This window comes from Candidatus Formimonas warabiya, assembly GCF_002777255.1.
GTDB lineage: Bacteria > Bacillota > Dehalobacteriia > Dehalobacteriales > Dehalobacteriaceae > Formimonas > Formimonas warabiya.
In genome coordinates, this window is sequence record NZ_CP017634.1 from 962,141 (window position 1) to 977,883 (window position 15,743).

Genomic DNA, 15,743 nt, shown 5'->3' on the forward strand with positions numbered 1-15,743 from the left:
GCCTGATTTAAAGTGTATAATGAGGTATGCGAAAAACATTTACAGGAGAATTTAAAGCCAAGGTTGTACTGGAAATTCTAAAGGAAGAAAAATCCATATCCCAGCTTGCTGCCGAATATGAAGTACATCCAAATCAGCTGTCTAGTTGGAAGAAAGAAGCAATTGAAGGGCTCCCTCAGATACTTGCAGATGGACGCAGGAAGGATGACGAAAAAGAAGATCTAAAAAAGCAAGTGCAAGATCTGTATACCCAGCTTGGAGAGGTCACCGCCCAATTCAATTGGCTTAAAAAAAAATCTGGGATCGACCCTGCCAAGAAGTGAACGGATTGCCCTTGTAGATTTTGACGATCCCGAAATGTCCGTTTTTGTGCAAGCTCAAATGCTTTCTCTCAATCGGAGCAGTCTTTACTATAAACCAGTTCCACCATCAGAAGAGGAAATTCGGCTTAAGCATGCCATTGACGAAATTTATACTAAATCACCCTATTTCGGTTCGAGAAGTATTACGACGGTCTTAAAACGAGAGGGACACTTGGTTAGTCGGTCAACGGTTCAAAAATATATGCGTGAAATGGGCTTGGTTGCAATACATCCTGGTCCTAACCTCAGCAAAAGAAACCATGAACATAAGGTTTATCCATACCTACTTAGAAATATTACCGCCAGTTATCCAAACCATATTTGGGGAACTGATATTACCTATGTCCGCTTACGACGCGGCTGGCTTTACCTTGTAGCATTTCTGGACTGGTATTCACGTTACGTGGTTTCATGGGAATTAAGTGATAACCTTGAAGTTGATTTTGTTCTTTCCGCATTGGAAGCAGGTCTAAAAATCGGAAAACCTGTAATTGCCAATAGCGATCAGGGTAGCCAATTTACATCCAGACGATATATAGATACGCTGATAAATAGTAGCATCCAAATTAGCATGGACGGAAGAGGCCGGGCATTAGATAACATTTTCACAGAACGATTATGGAGATCTGTTAAGTACCAAGAAATATATATTAATGATTATGCAAGCCCTAGAGAAGCCAGGTATGGTATTGGAAGATATCTTGAAAGCTACAACACATACCGGCCACACCAAGCATTGAAGGAACTTACTCCGGCAGAAGTTTACTTTAAAAAATGACTTCTTAAAACCCTGGAAGGGCTCTGCCCCTCCAAACCACCCCGCCCTCGCCGGGAGGCAACCGGTCTGTTATGAACAGACCGGAAACAAAAGGGTCTTGCTGATCAACATGTCAAGGGCAAGCAGCTTCGCTGTCGGCAAAGCCGACCCTTGACATAATATCTAATCCAGTGGAAATAATTAACGGAATTACCAATACGTTTTTAAATAAACTTACAATTATATACAATTATCAAGGAGCGAAAGGTGGTGTGAATACACCTTAAACAGGGTCAAAAAATTGTCTTGACAAAGTAGTCCACCATACTAATCCATTTGCGGTCTCTTTCCCCAAATTCATCGATATCATCATAAATAATGTAATAGACCGGCTTTTTCTTACTTCCTTTGTTAAAAATAGACGCCATTTTTCCACCTCACATTTATGTTGCGAACATATGTTTGGATAAATTAATTATAACACTTATCTACATTTTGGGAATAATTAAAACGAATTGAGAAGTAAAAAAATTTAAGGACCCGCTAGGCAGGTCCTTAGTAAAATTTCATTTTTATGTTTCATCATTTTTAAAAACTGATTATGATAGAGAAACATTTGTCATTCCTTTCTCCCATATCATCAAAAATCTGTTTGGGTCCTTCGTAAGCCAAAAGTTAAATGATTTTTAAATATTAGTCTTCCAATATTTCAAAACTTCGAACAATGTATTTATCGATTTTTTTTATGTCATCAATTGTGGAAAGAATTAACCGAGATTCACCCATACCCTTTGGAGCAGCTTCCGAATGCAGCCCATTTGCTAAAATATTGGCCTCATCAAGAGTAAGTCTTGACACTACATATTTAAATGATCCATCAATATTGAATCTTAGAAACCATCCATTTATATTTTTTTTATAAACAGCAAAATAAGTGGTAGTGTCTTTATATCCAATTTTAGAAATGTCTTTCTTCGCATTTTGTAAGATCGATTTGATATATTCAAATGTTTTAATTTCATCTTCAGATGTAAAGATGTGTTTCTTTTCCATCTCATTATGGGCTGCTTCTTCAACTGATTCCTGTTCGATTGGTTTCACGGTTTCTGACTCAGTTTTATTAAGATCGTCTTCAACGTTTTTCAAAATCCCTTGACTGATTATTTCAAGCAAAGCAGATTGAATAGCTTTTTTTACCAGAGGCTTAAATCGTTCAATAACATTGCTGGTTATTCTTGTTTCACTGAAGTCTTTTATCAAAAACCTGATAAATTCATCTGATGGGTTCTTAAATAATTCTTTTAGCGTATTATTTAGATTGGCCATATAGACTAGTTCTTCAGCATACTTTATCAAGTTTTCATTCTCGAAGACATCTTTTTTAAATCTGCTTAATGCCTCAATTTCTGAGTCTTTCAGATCAGTTATGTCCAACTCGAAAAAAGGAGCACTATCCATAATATTGTTTTGGTTTAAATCCGTAAAAAACTTATATTGGACGCCGTTAGTAAGGATTCCAATCTTTACATTCGGAGTAGAATTGAAATAACGACTTAGCTGGGCATTATGGTTTTCAAGGTTTTCGTTTACTGACTTAGATTCAATAAAGAGAATCGGATTTCCATTTTTGAAAATAGCATAATCAACTTTTTCTCCTTTTTTCTTTCCAAAGTCAGCCACATATTCTGGTTGAACTTCCAATGGATTAAACACATCGTAACCTAAAACCTGGATAAAGGGGATTATCAAGGAGTGTTTGGTGGTCTCCTCATTTGAAATGTGTCTTTTACGTTCCCCAATCTGGACGGATAAACGCAACAGATCTTCCTTAAAACTCATAATAAATTCTCCCCCTTTTTGTTGATAATTTTTTCAGGCTATAAACGCCCATGCTTTGTCCATTTTATAGACTTTAGCAGCTACGTCTTTAACTCAAATAAATCATGGCCCCCGTAGCTTGAGTAGTATCTAAAAAATTATTACCAGTAGGGTAATAAAGCACATAACAAAAAGTATAGAAAGAAGACAGCCTGTTCTAGCAGCATGTTTTTTGGGGCTAGACCTGGATGAAGTGGCTGCAGTTAAGTCATAATTAATTTGATAGGTATTCTCATCCTTGACTACATATTTTTCTCCTTTTCTTTTTTCCTTTTTCTTAACTGCTATAGCAATGTCCTTGCCGTTTTCCCATTCTGTGACGTATTCCCAAGATTTATTGGTTTTAGGATTGATTGTGTCGGGAAATGCTTTTAATTTCTGCTCAATTTTTTTAGGATTAAGAGCAGGACATAATAGATAGGGCTCAAGATTAGTTGAAACTGCATGAATTAATCGATTTTTATCAACAGCGAAAGAACCGTCGGATTTTATTTCCCCGAAACCATTCAGGCCATGCCATCCATAAACGTCGATGCCCGTGTGACGACAACCAAAGTCATTGTCATTGCCGTTATAAGCATCATCTCTCCCGCAGCAATATTCATCTGGATCAAAAGCCTTCTCTCTTTGCTTATAACAATACATGCTCTGACAAATCTTTTGCGAGGGAATCTGCTGCCCTCCCATGTAGATTGCGGTGCTTTTCCATCCACTTACCAAATCATATAGTTCAAAAAATGGATTAATGTTTGCTAAAGAGTAATTTGCTGTATGTTTTACGCTCTTTCCTTGACCGGTTTCAGTGTAGGTTGGATTCTTTTTAATATATTCAACGGCAAGATCATAATTTTGAGAAGTAGACTTTCCAAATTCTAAGGTAATTTCTGGTAATTTTGTTGTTTTAAAATTATTTTCTTCAGGTAAAGTGGACTCAGCCATTTTATCTCCTCCCTTAAAAGTCAAAACTTGTCTAATTCTGTCGAATTGTTTATATAACATAAAGACCCGCTTTCCTTGTTAAAGTAGCAGGTCTTATTTTTGGAATTTATAAACTACAAGCTCTTTTGGCACTCCAAAGTATTGGGCTATTTGATCACAGCTCATGTCTTTTATCATATTCTTGTCGATATCATAAATTAAGAATTCTGCGGCGAATTTATTTGCCTCATTTTCCTGTATCCCTTTAGGGAACAAGGTGTACTCCCGGATCATATAAGTGCCGCGGTTAGAGTGGAGGATGGCATGTCCCAGTTCATGGGCCAGGACAATCCGTTGTTCAAATTCAGGTAGGTTTTTGTTGACCACAATGAATTTGTTGCGAAGGGTATTAATGAAATATCCTTTGGTATGATGGCTGTAAGATTTATATTTAATGGTTACTCCGATTGCTTGAGCGATTTTTGCCGGGTCCCGGGTCTCGTATTTTTTCACGAGGCGACGAACGCAGAGTGGGATGTTCTGCATATATGTAACCTCCGAGTTAAGTCTATTTACTGGAAGTTCTTTTACGCTTATTTAAGACTGCAATATGAATATCATGGTTTTCAACCTTCTCTTCAATGGTGTCCAGACGGGTGATCACGCGATCTATCTTTTCATTATTAGCATTCAGGCCATCAAAGAGGGCGGATATTTGAGTATCAAATTTATTTTCTATCCGAACCTGGCTTTCATTGTTCGCTTTTATATCTACTTCCATATGGTCCATTCTTTCATCCATCTTAACTATTTTACTTGCGATAACTTCGAGATAATTTAAGACGGATTCTTGAAACTTATCGTTTTGTTCTAGTTTAGATAAAACTAGGTCTTGAAATTTTTCATTTTCCATTTTTTATTTACCCTCTTTTTTTCTACCATACTTTTTCTTGTTTTTTTCCTTTGACTCCCAAAAAAGTTCTGTTATGTCGCGGAAAATTTTTTCCTTATCTTCATCTGCAACTTCATCATCCATGAAGAAGGTTTGGGCATGGTTTCTGAAGTTTTCATATTGTTTGATGTCACGTTTGGTTACAGGGGTAGAAGCGGGGAGATAGCCGGCAGCCGCCAACATTTTTTCATAGGGATAATTATAAGCCTTAGATAAACTCTTAAGAGTATCTGGTGACGGATATAATGGTTTCCCTGTTCGCGGGTCGCGCCCTTTTTCTAAATGACTTAAGTAACTATGACTTATTTGTGCACGTTTAGCCACGTCTCTTAAGGATTCATCGCCTCTTAATTTAATTAATAATCTTGATAGATCGGACACTTATAACACCTACTAAATAAAAATGTAATACGTCTACCACAAATTGTAAACCATGCAAGACTAAAAATAAACAAAAAGTCCCTAAATATTTGTTGCACATACTTGACATTTAGTTGCACATGAAATACAATTCAAATGTAGCACGTGGTTTACAGAAAAGGAGGTGTGCCTTGATATGAAAAATTTGGTTCGGAAATATCGTAGGGAACTTGAAATGACCCAAGAGGAATTGGCGGGACGGGCCAGCACCAGCAGACAAACCATTATAGATATTGAGAAGGGACGTATTAAAAATCCGTCTTATAAGCTGGTTAGTAATATTTCGATAGTCCTTGGGAAGGAAGTGCATGAAATTTTTTTTGCCGAGGATGTTGCACCTGTAGAACAATTCAAGACTGATTCCAGCACTACCGGCAACCCCAGGATAGCGTAGAAGGAGGTGAGAGACATGGACCAACTGGGCGACAAAGTAGCTTATACCATTCACGAAGCAATCGAGGCGACGGGCTTAGGTAAAAATTTCATATATGAGCTTATGAATACCGGTCAATTAGGTTTTGTTCGCAGGGGGAAAGGGGGGACGAAACGGGTTATTCCCAAGTTTGAGTTGGAGAGATGGCTGAAGGAGAACCTGGAGTTTGCCGAGAGGCCAAGGAGAAAGACGGGGTAAAGAAAAAGGTCCCGGCCCGGGGAGGCAGACCGGGGGAGAGGAGGTGAGAAGGTGAAAGTTTATACGGATTACGGCAATTCTTCCGTAAAAGCATTGGAGAGCTGCGTGATCGTCATTGAAGATGTTAGCGAATGGTCCTTAATGGCACAGCTACTTGAGAAAGAAGCCGAACGCCTGCAAGAAACAATAGAAAAATATCCTGATGCTGAAGAATTGGTTAAGATGTGCCAAGAAGATCTAGACTTCATTAAGCGCATAATTCCTCAACTTAATCATAGAAATTCTCTTCCTCTTAAACAATTAGATCTTAATAAGCTGCCACTAGGCTTATGGAGGAAGAAATAGACTTGACCCCAGGGGGATAGGCCGAGGGAGGGGGTGATATTGATGCCAAAGCGGAGTGAAGGTGATTGGGAACAAGCCTATAAAGATTTGAAATATTTTGTAGTTCATAATCTCGAAGGTGAAGCTCTTGCAAAAGTGAGAGATGAGATTCAAGTTATCGAGAATCATGAGCCAATTAAGGCAAAGGTCCAGGAGAAAGAAAAGAACTTTGTTATGCGTTGCATTAAGTCTGAAATTAATTTTATTTTGGATTCATATGAAAAATGGATAGATAAAACTTCACATGGGTCAGAGATTTTGCGTTCGGAAAAAGAGAGTGTGCTCTCAGGTATTAGTTCAGCTATTCATTATGTGGGTTATAAAAATGAATCCAATATTATTAGTGATATTGTAAAAAAATTGATTTATAAGGATTTGCCTGCGGCGAGGGAACTGCTTGAAAAGCTGATGGACAAAGAATAAAAGCATCCCGGAGAGGGAGAAAAAGTCGGTCCCCGGGGAGGTGGGGACCGGGAAGGGGAGGTAAGAGATAGGGCTTCAACATATTTGATACTACTCCATGATCCTGCAAATAAAAACCCGGCAAAAGTTCGCAAGATGTGAAAGGAGGTGAAGGCATGTTCGCACTAGCAGAGGTGATACGTGACGAAGTAGCCAGATGTGATATGACATTCCGGCAATTGGCCAGCAAAGTATCCGTGGCGCCAAGTACCTTAAGCCAGTACGTTACCGGCGAGAGGCCAATCCCACGGGAAACCGAGGCCAGCATCATAGAGAAACTGAATAGCCCGCGGATGTCCGAAGAAAGGTGCTCCCTATGTCGCGGCAATCTTTTCCCAACACGGTATTTGGACAACATTGATGACCACCCAGTGGTTGCTTTAAACAAGGTGATCGGGGAAGCATCGGAATTTATTAAAACCGCTAATATTGCGCGGGATGCCCTGATTAACAAGAAACAGGGAGTTTGTTTGGATAAGTCTGTTGAGGATGTTGTCAGGTCCATGGAGGATGAAGCGGCAGATCTCATTACCGGGGCCAAGACCGTGCTTATTAAGATGCAGGAGTGGTTCGGCCGGCCGGTTATCGAGACAATGAACAGGCACATTGAAAAGCTGGAGAAAAGCGGATACTGCAGCAAAAGAATGGTCAATGAAGGGAGGTAAACTGATGTTTATAAACATAACAAAAGAAAAAGACGGCCATGTTGAGCCGCCAGTAAATAAAAATCTCCAATCCCATTATAGCAGACCTATATTGGACAAATCAACTAAAATCGGGGACCTGGTTTTGGCCCGGGAGGAATCATACGGATCCTATGTCTGCCAAGTCGAGAAGATCATCCCCGGGGGATTCATTGAGGTGACGGTGTTGTCCGTTGAAGAGTACCCGAGTCAGCATGCAATTTTCTGGAGAGAAAAAATATCTCCCCGAAAGCCTCACGGCTTTCGTTCCCAAAAACGTTTCCACAATTATGAACCATATCTTGGGGCTACACCGGATTATCGGCAGTCATTGCTGAAGGCTATTGACACTGCCATGTTTCTGGCCGGGATCCGAGGTGATCGCGAGGAGCTCGAGGTCCTGCAAAGCCATCGGGATGAATTGATCCCCCGAGCGATAGCTTGAATAAAAAAAATAGTGAGGTGTAGAAAAAATGACAGAGCCTTTACAGGTTCAAAAAATAGGTGCTGCCGCGGTTGAACTTAATTCCGGAAGCATCCGGGAAATGGAAGCCAGGTTGGCGGAGATAGAGGCGAAATTGAAACTTTCTCAAGATTTTTTTAAACGGGTCATGGAGAAAGATACCGATTACGGTATTATCCCTGGAACAAAAAAACCTTCACTTCTTCAGCCTGGGGCGGACAAGCTGAACTCTCTTTATGGGTTTGCGAAAACGATTGTAGATAAAATGGAGAGCAAAGATTATGCTACCGGCCATTATGATGTCAGCGTAAAAGTCAGGCTGGTTCATAAAGCTACCGGCATAACCGCTGGAGAAGGTGAGGGCTCAGCCTGCACCAGAGAATCAAAATACCGATATCGCTGGGTTTATGAAAAAGATTTACCTAAGAGCCTGGATAAAGATTCCCTAGTTTCTAAAGATATGGAAGGACAGTACGGCCCCTTTAAGCTCTATCGCATTGAAAATGAGGATCTTTTTTCCCAGTGGAACACCGTCTTGAAAATGGCCATTAAGCGGGCTTACGTGGGAGCCACTCTGGCATCAACTGGGCTAAGCAGCATTTTTACTTATGCAGAAAATGAACTGGATGCCTGGATCGATGGGGAGCCCGGAGACGGTCAGGAAGGCCAGGATGGTCAGAAAAAACAGGGACAAGCCCCAGGCCAGAAAAACCAGCAGCCCCGTGGTCAAAACCAAAACCAAAATCGGTCTGGGCCCGGTTCAAGCAATAACCGGGGCGGCAACGCAAATGTTGCCTCAGAAAAACAAATAAAAGCCATTTTTGCTATCGGAAAGAGCAAAGGGCTTTCCCAGGAGGATGTAAAGCAATTGGCTCTGGTACAAGTCGGGAAAGAACCAAACAATGGCATGAGCTCCCAGGAAGCAAGCAACCTTATCGGTTTTATGCAAAGTGCTTCTCCGGAAGAACTTCAGGATTTGCTTCGTGGAGGCGAAGATTATTCAGGGTATGACGATGATAATCTTCCTGAAGACCTATTCCCTGACCAGGGAGGAAACTACTAATGAAAATTGCCCATATCGGTGATATCCATTGGGGCCTGAATTATCCGGGCCCCACCCCGCAGTCAAGATTCAATGATATCTGCACTATTATGAATTGGTCCGCCGATCGGATTATAGAGGAAGGATGCGAGCTTGTTCTAATGGCTGGGGACGCCTTTAAAGATGCCCGTGTCTTTATCGACCGGGCGAGTATTGAGATTAAGGCTTTTGCTGATTGGCTCAGAAGACTAACTTCCGCTGGCATCGATGTGATTGTGATCAGCGGAACCCCGTCTCATGATGCGGTGGCAGCCTATGAGATCATAAAAGAAATGTTAATTCTGGGTGTTAAGATTCATACTGTACCGGCAGTGGAGACTTTCAATAATGTATCTATTGTCTGCCTTCCAGGGATGAATCGTTCCGGCATTCTTACGGAAGAAGAATGCCGGGGACTGGCCCCCCATGTGGTCCATCAAATAATGACGGATCGAATCACTGAAACCTGCCAATCCCTACGTAACTTGTGTGGATATGAGCCTCGCATTCTAATGGGACATCTAACTTTTGACATGGCTGAAAAGGGCTTTGAGGATGTTCTGATGCAGCATGAGCCGGTCTTAACCCGGGAGGCAACAGAAGGGTTTGACCTTGTCCTGCTGGGGCATATTCATCGACCTCAACGGAATGAGAATGTCTTTTATTGTGGCAGCCCAGAAAGGCTCAGCTTTAATGATGAGCATATCACCCCAGGGTTTTGGATCCATGAAGTTGGAGGTAGTTCTAGATTTATTGAAACACCAGCACGGCAGTTTTATACAGCTCAATGGAATGAAAGAGATGTTGAGAGGTACCTCGACGGCAATAATTTAAGCTTTGTGTTTGATGGCGCCATTACCCGTATCCATTATACCTGCTCTGAGGAATTGAATAGACGTCTCAACCGTAAAGCATTGGAAAAGGATCTTTATGATGCCGGCGCCTTTTTTGTCCAAGAAATCAAAGCAGATATCCAGCGTACAGACCGGGCCCGGGATCAGGAAGTCACCGAATCCTTAGGGCCGGTGGAAACCGTGGGTAAATGGGCTGTGAACCAGAACATAGCCCAATCAGAAATCGAGGCACTGCAAAGAATGACAGCCAGCCTCATCGAGGAGGTGTCAGCATGATCCCCTTGAGAATTGAAGCAACCAATATTGGGGCGGTACCCCATGTAGATATTGACCTTTCCAACATCAACCTAGCCTCTATTTGCGGCCCCAACGGGGTGGGGAAGAGCACCATTTTCACTATTGCCCCAGTATTTGCTCTGTTCGGAGAAACCAAGAATAGCTGCGGAATGGACAACATGGTCCGGCTAGGAACCCAGGAGATGGACTCAACTTTAGAATTCGAACACCGCGGGGAGATATACCGAGTGATCCGGACCCGGTCCACCAAGGGCAAAGGGAAGACTACTCTGGAGCTTCAGAGGTTGATCGAAGATCCGGAACTGAGTGCCAGGAAGTGGGATAGCCTATCAGGTACAACTACCTGGGAAACAGAGGATAAAATCAAGGAACTTTTGAATCTGGACGCAGAGACATTTCTGGCCAGTAGCATGATCCTCCAGGGAAAGGCCAATGAATTCACTTCCAAGCCTGCTGGCCAGAGAAAGGCTATCCTGGCCCAGATCCTGGGACTTGAAATCTATGACCGCCTCCTTGAAAAGGCTAAGGAGAAGGAGCGGGCTGTAAACATCGAATTGGAAAAGGCTAAAGCAAAACTCTCTGAATTGGATACCAGGCTGGTTGCTAAACCCGCCGTAGAATCAGAACGCGCCGTTTGCCTCGATGAAATCTCAAGGATAGAAGCAGAGATTCAATCAAAAGAGTCAGAACTGCGGCAAGCCCGGGACAGAGTCCGTCAACTAGAAATCAAGCAGCAACGTGCAAGAGAACTCGACCGACAGATCGATACCCTCTGGACTGAGATTGAGCAGAAGGAAAGCGAGAAGTCGGAGCATGGGGATAAGCTGGTCCGGGCGCAAAAGATTCTGGATTCTGAAGCTCAGATTCTTTCAAAATCGAATGAACATGAACAGGTTAAGCAGCGTATTACTGTATTGCAAACCAAGCAACCCCGCCTTTCTGAATTAGACATCCAGGAACGACAGATCCGGGGGGAATTGGTAAAAATAGAAAGCCAATTGACTACCACTTCCCAGCAGGTTACAAAGACCGAAACAATACTTGCATGCCAGTCAGAGCTTGAACAAGCTGTCAATGAATTCAATCTGTTAGGCGCGGATATTGAAAGACTGGACAAGTTGGCTGAAACTTTCCGCATCCAAGAACTTAATGCTATTCAGAAAAAAGCCGCATGGGAGAAAAAGGATACGGAAATAGAAAACCGAGCAAAGGAATTAAATGATCAAATCTCAGGACTCAAAAAAAAGGTTGAAATGCTCGGCAATAGCGGCTGCATCAATCCGGAGAATGCTCAGTGCAGATTCCTGGCCGACGCTCAGGATGCAAAGAAGAAGCTTCCCGATCTGGAAAAAGAACTGGCGAGTATCGATGGGTCCCAGATCCAACCGTATTGGGAAGAATACCAGAATGCAAAAAGATCCGTGGAAGAACTGAAATATGACCCGCTGCAACACAAGCAAAGTAAAGAAAGGCTGAATTTCCTCAGGCCGAAGGTGGAACAGGCGGCCCAGTTAGATTCTAAACAGGAACTCCTCCAAAACCTGAAACAGCAGAAATCACAGGCTGAAGAGCAAAAAGGACAGATATTGGATCGCATTAAGGGCTTTCAGGCCGAGAGGATCAAATTGGTCGAGGAATTAAAGCCACTAACGGAACTGGAAGCCAGACTTCCTAAGCTTGCCCAATGGGCTCAAGTCAAGGACCAGCTTCCTGCAGCCCGGGGAATGGTCGCAGTGACCAATGAGACGATCGCCAAATTGAAAACTGAGATTGAGCTGAAGCGAAAGACCGCATACCAGCTAGGGAATGAGAAGAATGAGATTGACCGTTGGGTGGACAATCTTCCTACAGAGCTAGGTGGTATCGCTGATTTAGAAGAAAATCTGGGAACGTTGCGCAAAGAACTGACTGACTATAGTACCAGGGCCGGAGTGATCGACGCCCAATTGAAATCATTAGAAAAAGACGAAGAGGAGCGCCGGCAGATTAAAGATCAGATCATCCCCCTTGCAAAAGACCTGGTGCGGTGGCAAACACTGGTGAAGGCTTACGGCCGGGACGGGATCCCCGCCCTGATCATTGAGAATGCGGTCCCCGAGCTAGAGCGTATCGCCAACGAGATCCTGGGGCAGATGTCCAAGGGTGAGCATTCTCTGCGATTTGAAACCCAGCGTGACCTGAAAAGCAGGGCGGGTGTAAAGGAAACCCTGGATATTATCGTATCAGATTGGATCGGGGACAGGCCTTATGAAACTTTCAGTGGCGGGGAGCAGCTGCGCATTGACTTTGCAATTCGGTTTGCCCTTGCGGAGCTGCTAGCCAGGCGAGCCGGCTCCCGGGTGGAATGGCTGACGATCGATGAAGGATTAGGAAGTCAGGATGCAGTACACAGGGGTCTGGTCCTGGAGGCAATCAAGAGCGTGGCAGACCGATTTAGAAAGGTCTTGGTTATTACCCACATTGAGGAGGCTCAGGCGGTTTTTGAACAGCAAATCTATTTGGAACCTGGGGAAGATGGGGTAAGAGTAAAGCTTGCTGCATAAATTTTTTTACCCCTCAGCGGAAAAATTTAACTCTGTTACCAAGAAGGAGGTTAAAAACGATGACGGCCATTTTAGAAATGGAGATGCCGATCACTTGCTGCGATTGTAAACTGTCCTGGTATGAGTCCGGTGATGATGGTGAGGTTCTAATATGTGTGCCTTTGTTATCGGATTCGGAAGCTGATCTTGTAGAAGGAACTTTTTTATCGCGCCGTCCGGATTGCCCATTACGAGCCGTTTAGTCAGGGCGATTACCGATTATGGATAAATTAACGCTTTGAACCCAATGAAGAGGCTCCGCCCGATGATGTAATGGGATACGCATAAGGCGTTAACTGGTCGGACGGAGGGCGGGGCGATTAAGAAAATAAATGAAAATGATTAGTGAAAAAACGATTATTTGAAAACCGAATGCGCGCAGCCGGAAGCCGGGGCCGACCAGCCGGGGACCGGTTAATGTAAAGGAGATGAGAATCTTGGGTAAAAAGCCTAAAGGTAGTTTTAAAGATTCGAGAGGAAAATTGTTTGTTGATTGTGCTGAATGTAAGCGAGGCGGCAATGGCGATGACGCAGACAAGTGTTCATCAGGATGGAATAAAAAAAGAATTAACAATGGCGGCTGTTTCTGCGGTGATCTAATGGAGAAGTTTGAGATTTAGGGGGCAAATATCATGACCAGATGCAGACGATGCCACCGGCGCCTGAAGGATCCTGTATCAATCGAGCGGGAACTCGGGCCCAGTTGCTACAAAAAGGTAGGGAAGCCCCCAATAATCAAGCAGTTAGAATTGTTTTTTGAAACTGATCAGAAGAGGGAGGTGCCAAATGCGTAAACTTTTTGTCGTGTTTTTGATCATACTCATCTTATTTTTTATCGTTCCTGGGGTGATCGATTCTTATGCACGGGTCCAGCCCGAGCGGCCCCAGCGGTATACCATGCATGTGGTCAGGCCTGGAGATTGCTTCTGGAACCTGTCTGAGGCATATATGCCGAAGGTTGATCCCAGGATCGGGGTGAGGTGGATTCAGGAGGCGAATGGGCTTGAGGATGAGCCGGGATACGTGATGCAGCCGGGCGACCGCCTAAATGTTCCGGATGAGGATGGGGAATTAGCAGAGCCATATGGGCAGGATTAGATTTATATAACGTGTTGGCGGAGTGATTCTATGAACTACATAAAAGAAATCAATGCCTTTTACGATTGGCTCGAAACCAACTCTATATCTGACTCCTGTATTGTCTTATGGCATGCCTTAATGCACATATGCAATAAAGCAGGATGGGTAACGGAGTTCGCAGTAGCTATATCCACCCTTGAAACCAAAACTGGGTTGAAGAAAGACGCGATTATAAGGGCGCGTCAAAGGCTGCAACAATCTGGAAGAATAATATTTAAAAGTAGATCAGGCCAGCAGTCAGCACTCTACATAATCATTCCGTTCGAAATTAATTGCGTCGTTTTAAACGACACTAACTACGACACTAACTGCAACGCAAACCGCGCACAAAGTGCAACACAAACCACAACACAAACCGCGTCCATTATTAAACTAAACGATATTATTACTACTCCTACTATCCCCGCATGTGAGGAATTCAATATTTTTAAATTCATCGAAAGGGAGTTAGGGTATCCGCTTAGTTCCACACAGATGGACATGATCATGAAGTGGCAGGGAAATAATTCCGACGAACTAATCAAGTGCGCGGTAGCGGAGGCACTGGCACAAAACGTCAGGACATTTGCCTATATTGACAAAATTATTTTGTCCTGGGAAACAAGTGGGATAAAAACTATTCAGCAGGTATCTGCAGCCAAAGAAGAATTCCAGAAAAGGCGTGAAAAATCTCGGGATAAAAAGGGGAGGAGAGGGCAAATAGCCGAACCCAAGAAGGAAGAAAAAGGAAAATATAATTGGCTATATGAAAATCTTAAGTAGATGGATTTGGAGGGATAAAAAATATGAAAAATGGTCTTGATGATTTACAGAATCATTTATTTGCCCAGCTGGAGCGGCTTGGTGATGAGGACCTGAAAGGGGACGATCTCTCGGAAGAAATTAATAGGGCAAAGGCTATTTCCGATATTGCAACGCAAGTAATAGCAAACAGCAATTTGGTGCTGAAAGCAATGACATTTACAAAGGAGTATGGCATTGGGGGAAATGAAAGTAAAAAAATGCCTACAATGCTGAAGGAGTTATTTTTGAAGGAGTAGAGGATGATCGTGAAAAACTATCCGGAAGAAGTAAAGGCTTTTATCGCTCAAAACGTAAAAGGAATGACGCTAAAAACCCTGATTGAGCTTGTTAATGCGAAATTCGGCATGGATTTCACAGAAAGTAAAATGAAGTCGTATAAGACAAATCATGGACTAAAAAGTGGAATTGGACAAGGTGTTCCGGCCGGACTGCCTACAAAGCTGTATCCCGAAGAAGTCCGGAAGTTTATCAACGATCATTATATCGGGGTTGGTCATCAGGGGATGGCAGATCTGCTGAATAAGATGTTTGGAACGAACTATACCAAGGATCAGATGAAAGCCTATTATGCTAGATTCAAGCTCGACAGTGGTTTAAAAGGATACTTCCAGAAGGGACGTAATCCCTGGAACAAAGGAAAAAAAGGTACTGGTGGATGGGAACCCACTCAATTCAAAAAGGGGCACACACCAACTAATTACAGGCCGGTTGGATCTGAACGGATTAATGTTGATGGCTATATAGAGATAAAGATTGCTGATCCAAACAAGTGGAGACCAAAACACCAAGTAGTATGGGAACAAACAAACGGTCCAATTCCAAAAGGCCATACCATCATTTTTGGCGACGGAAACAAGCAAAATTTAGAACCCAATAACCTTATTCTTGTTTCCCGGAAGCAGCTCGTAAGGTTAAATAAGCATAATTTGATTCAAAACGATGCTAATCTAACAAGAACAGCGATAGTGATTGCTGATATTTATAACAAAATTGGAGAAAGAAAGCGGAAAAATAAAATACGTTAGCGGAGGTGTAAAAAAATGCCTCGGAAGAACTGCAATGCCCGCCTACGTGA

General features: G+C 42.8%; 22 protein-coding genes. 16 read left to right on the plus strand and 6 right to left on the minus strand.

Annotated elements, in window-relative coordinates; all coding sequences use genetic code 11:
* Positions 1-26 precede the first annotated feature (26 nt).
* A protein-coding gene (locus tag DCMF_RS04445) for an IS3 family transposase (protein ID WP_148133300.1) occupies positions 27-1,140 on the plus strand; the annotation gives its coding sequence in 2 pieces (ribosomal slippage) (positions 27-296 and positions 298-1,140; 1,113 coding nt in all).
* A 272-nt stretch (positions 1,141-1,412) separates the two neighbouring features.
* Here DCMF_RS04445 and DCMF_RS30035 read toward each other — a convergent pair.
* The 6 genes from DCMF_RS30035 to DCMF_RS04470 all read right to left on the minus strand — a co-directional run bounded on the left by DCMF_RS30035 (position 1,413) and on the right by DCMF_RS04470 (position 5,248).
* The gene (locus DCMF_RS30035) at positions 1,413-1,547 is read right to left on the minus strand and encodes a hypothetical protein (protein WP_257790946.1); all 135 of its coding nucleotides are present in this window, start codon (positions 1,545-1,547) and stop codon (positions 1,413-1,415) included.
* 265 nt (positions 1,548-1,812) lie between these two features.
* Positions 1,813-2,958 carry a type I restriction endonuclease gene (locus tag DCMF_RS04450; RefSeq protein WP_148133301.1) on the minus strand — a complete coding sequence of 382 codons (1,146 nt, stop codon included), beginning with the start codon at positions 2,956-2,958 and terminating at the stop codon, positions 1,813-1,815.
* Between the two features lie 129 nt (positions 2,959-3,087).
* On the minus strand, positions 3,088-3,936 hold the full coding sequence (locus DCMF_RS04455; RefSeq protein WP_148133302.1) for a hypothetical protein: 849 nt from the start codon (positions 3,934-3,936) through the stop codon (positions 3,088-3,090).
* Between the two features lie 93 nt (positions 3,937-4,029).
* On the minus strand, positions 4,030-4,461 hold the full coding sequence (locus DCMF_RS04460) for an ImmA/IrrE family metallo-endopeptidase (RefSeq protein ID WP_148133303.1): 432 nt from the start codon (positions 4,459-4,461) through the stop codon (positions 4,030-4,032).
* A gap of 22 nt (positions 4,462-4,483) precedes the next feature.
* Positions 4,484-4,828 carry a hypothetical protein gene (locus DCMF_RS04465; RefSeq protein ID WP_148133304.1) on the minus strand — a complete coding sequence of 115 codons (345 nt, stop codon included), beginning with the start codon at positions 4,826-4,828 and terminating at the stop codon, positions 4,484-4,486.
* 3 nt (positions 4,829-4,831) lie between these two features.
* The gene (locus tag DCMF_RS04470) at positions 4,832-5,248 is read right to left on the minus strand and encodes a helix-turn-helix domain-containing protein (protein WP_148133305.1); all 417 of its coding nucleotides are present in this window, start codon (positions 5,246-5,248) and stop codon (positions 4,832-4,834) included.
* A 175-nt stretch (positions 5,249-5,423) separates the two neighbouring features.
* On the opposite strand from DCMF_RS04470, the gene DCMF_RS04475 reads away from it, so the two are divergent.
* From DCMF_RS04475 to DCMF_RS04540, 15 genes are all read left to right on the plus strand, one after another.
* Positions 5,424-5,681 (plus strand): helix-turn-helix transcriptional regulator, encoded by a 258-nt coding sequence (locus DCMF_RS04475; RefSeq protein ID WP_148133306.1) that lies wholly within the window; start codon positions 5,424-5,426, stop codon positions 5,679-5,681.
* Between the two features lie 15 nt (positions 5,682-5,696).
* The gene (locus DCMF_RS04480) at positions 5,697-5,918 is read left to right on the plus strand and encodes a helix-turn-helix domain-containing protein (protein ID WP_148133307.1); all 222 of its coding nucleotides are present in this window, start codon (positions 5,697-5,699) and stop codon (positions 5,916-5,918) included.
* 51 nt (positions 5,919-5,969) lie between these two features.
* Entirely contained in the window at positions 5,970-6,263 is a 294-nt protein-coding gene (locus DCMF_RS04485; protein ID WP_148133308.1) for a hypothetical protein, read from the plus strand.
* A gap of 42 nt (positions 6,264-6,305) precedes the next feature.
* On the plus strand, positions 6,306-6,725 hold the full coding sequence (locus tag DCMF_RS04490; RefSeq protein WP_148133309.1) for a hypothetical protein: 420 nt from the start codon (positions 6,306-6,308) through the stop codon (positions 6,723-6,725).
* Between the two features lie 155 nt (positions 6,726-6,880).
* Positions 6,881-7,429, plus strand: a complete 549-nt coding sequence (locus DCMF_RS04495) for a helix-turn-helix domain-containing protein (RefSeq protein ID WP_148133310.1) — start codon at positions 6,881-6,883, stop codon at positions 7,427-7,429.
* A 4-nt stretch (positions 7,430-7,433) separates the two neighbouring features.
* The gene (locus DCMF_RS04500) at positions 7,434-7,892 is read left to right on the plus strand and encodes a hypothetical protein (RefSeq protein ID WP_148133311.1); all 459 of its coding nucleotides are present in this window, start codon (positions 7,434-7,436) and stop codon (positions 7,890-7,892) included.
* Positions 7,893-7,920: 28 nt separating this feature from the next.
* Positions 7,921-8,973, plus strand: a complete 1,053-nt coding sequence (locus tag DCMF_RS04505) for a hypothetical protein (protein WP_148133312.1) — start codon at positions 7,921-7,923, stop codon at positions 8,971-8,973.
* Complete coding sequence (locus DCMF_RS04510; RefSeq protein WP_148133313.1) at positions 8,973-10,121, plus strand: metallophosphoesterase family protein; 1,149 nt, start codon at positions 8,973-8,975, stop codon at positions 10,119-10,121. The genes DCMF_RS04505 and DCMF_RS04510 overlap by 1 nt, the downstream gene beginning before the upstream one ends.
* Complete coding sequence (locus DCMF_RS04515) at positions 10,118-12,685, plus strand: AAA family ATPase (RefSeq protein WP_214659089.1); 2,568 nt, start codon at positions 10,118-10,120, stop codon at positions 12,683-12,685. Before DCMF_RS04510 ends, DCMF_RS04515 begins: the two co-directional genes overlap by 4 nt.
* A 59-nt stretch (positions 12,686-12,744) precedes the next feature.
* Complete coding sequence (locus DCMF_RS04520) at positions 12,745-12,927, plus strand: hypothetical protein (protein WP_148133315.1); 183 nt, start codon at positions 12,745-12,747, stop codon at positions 12,925-12,927.
* Between the two features lie 429 nt (positions 12,928-13,356).
* Positions 13,357-13,518 carry a DUF6011 domain-containing protein gene (locus tag DCMF_RS30430; protein WP_418219622.1) on the plus strand — a complete coding sequence of 54 codons (162 nt, stop codon included), beginning with the start codon at positions 13,357-13,359 and terminating at the stop codon, positions 13,516-13,518.
* Complete coding sequence (locus DCMF_RS04525; RefSeq protein WP_148133316.1) at positions 13,511-13,822, plus strand: LysM peptidoglycan-binding domain-containing protein; 312 nt, start codon at positions 13,511-13,513, stop codon at positions 13,820-13,822. The genes DCMF_RS30430 and DCMF_RS04525 overlap by 8 nt, the downstream gene beginning before the upstream one ends.
* A gap of 30 nt (positions 13,823-13,852) precedes the next feature.
* Positions 13,853-14,626, plus strand: a complete 774-nt coding sequence (locus DCMF_RS04530) for a DnaD domain-containing protein (protein WP_148133317.1) — start codon at positions 13,853-13,855, stop codon at positions 14,624-14,626.
* A 23-nt stretch (positions 14,627-14,649) separates the two neighbouring features.
* Positions 14,650-14,904 (plus strand): hypothetical protein, encoded by a 255-nt coding sequence (locus tag DCMF_RS04535; RefSeq protein ID WP_148133318.1) that lies wholly within the window; start codon positions 14,650-14,652, stop codon positions 14,902-14,904.
* A gap of 3 nt (positions 14,905-14,907) precedes the next feature.
* A complete protein-coding gene (locus tag DCMF_RS04540; protein WP_236860189.1) occupies positions 14,908-15,693 on the plus strand; it encodes an HNH endonuclease signature motif containing protein in 786 nt (261 codons plus the stop codon).
* Positions 15,694-15,743: the final 50 nt, after the last annotated feature.

Excerpts from the sequence above, each read along its gene's own strand:
- DCMF_RS30035 (WP_257790946.1), bottom strand. The coding sequence starts at position 1,547 with ATGGCGTCTATTTTTAACAAAGGAAGTAAGAAAAAGCCGGTCTATTAC.
- DCMF_RS04450 (WP_148133301.1), bottom strand. The coding sequence starts at position 2,958 with ATGAGTTTTAAGGAAGATCTGTTGCGTTTATCCGTCCAGATTGGGGAA.
- DCMF_RS04455 (WP_148133302.1), bottom strand. The coding sequence starts at position 3,936 with ATGGCTGAGTCCACTTTACCTGAAGAAAATAATTTTAAAACAACAAAA.
- DCMF_RS04460 (WP_148133303.1), bottom strand. The coding sequence starts at position 4,461 with ATGCAGAACATCCCACTCTGCGTTCGTCGCCTCGTGAAAAAATACGAG.
- DCMF_RS04465 (WP_148133304.1), bottom strand. The coding sequence starts at position 4,828 with ATGGAAAATGAAAAATTTCAAGACCTAGTTTTATCTAAACTAGAACAA.
- DCMF_RS04475 (WP_148133306.1), top strand. The coding sequence starts at position 5,424 with ATGAAAAATTTGGTTCGGAAATATCGTAGGGAACTTGAAATGACCCAA.
- DCMF_RS04480 (WP_148133307.1), top strand. The coding sequence starts at position 5,697 with ATGGACCAACTGGGCGACAAAGTAGCTTATACCATTCACGAAGCAATC.
- DCMF_RS04490 (WP_148133309.1), top strand. The coding sequence starts at position 6,306 with ATGCCAAAGCGGAGTGAAGGTGATTGGGAACAAGCCTATAAAGATTTG.
- DCMF_RS04495 (WP_148133310.1), top strand. The coding sequence starts at position 6,881 with ATGTTCGCACTAGCAGAGGTGATACGTGACGAAGTAGCCAGATGTGAT.
- DCMF_RS04500 (WP_148133311.1), top strand. The coding sequence starts at position 7,434 with ATGTTTATAAACATAACAAAAGAAAAAGACGGCCATGTTGAGCCGCCA.
- DCMF_RS04505 (WP_148133312.1), top strand. The coding sequence starts at position 7,921 with ATGACAGAGCCTTTACAGGTTCAAAAAATAGGTGCTGCCGCGGTTGAA.
- DCMF_RS04510 (WP_148133313.1), top strand. The coding sequence starts at position 8,973 with ATGAAAATTGCCCATATCGGTGATATCCATTGGGGCCTGAATTATCCG.
- DCMF_RS04515 (WP_214659089.1), top strand. The coding sequence starts at position 10,118 with ATGATCCCCTTGAGAATTGAAGCAACCAATATTGGGGCGGTACCCCAT.
- DCMF_RS04520 (WP_148133315.1), top strand. The coding sequence starts at position 12,745 with ATGACGGCCATTTTAGAAATGGAGATGCCGATCACTTGCTGCGATTGT.
- DCMF_RS30430 (WP_418219622.1), top strand. The coding sequence starts at position 13,357 with ATGACCAGATGCAGACGATGCCACCGGCGCCTGAAGGATCCTGTATCA.
- DCMF_RS04525 (WP_148133316.1), top strand. The coding sequence starts at position 13,511 with ATGCGTAAACTTTTTGTCGTGTTTTTGATCATACTCATCTTATTTTTT.
- DCMF_RS04530 (WP_148133317.1), top strand. The coding sequence starts at position 13,853 with ATGAACTACATAAAAGAAATCAATGCCTTTTACGATTGGCTCGAAACC.
- DCMF_RS04535 (WP_148133318.1), top strand. The coding sequence starts at position 14,650 with ATGAAAAATGGTCTTGATGATTTACAGAATCATTTATTTGCCCAGCTG.
- DCMF_RS04540 (WP_236860189.1), top strand. The coding sequence starts at position 14,908 with ATGATCGTGAAAAACTATCCGGAAGAAGTAAAGGCTTTTATCGCTCAA.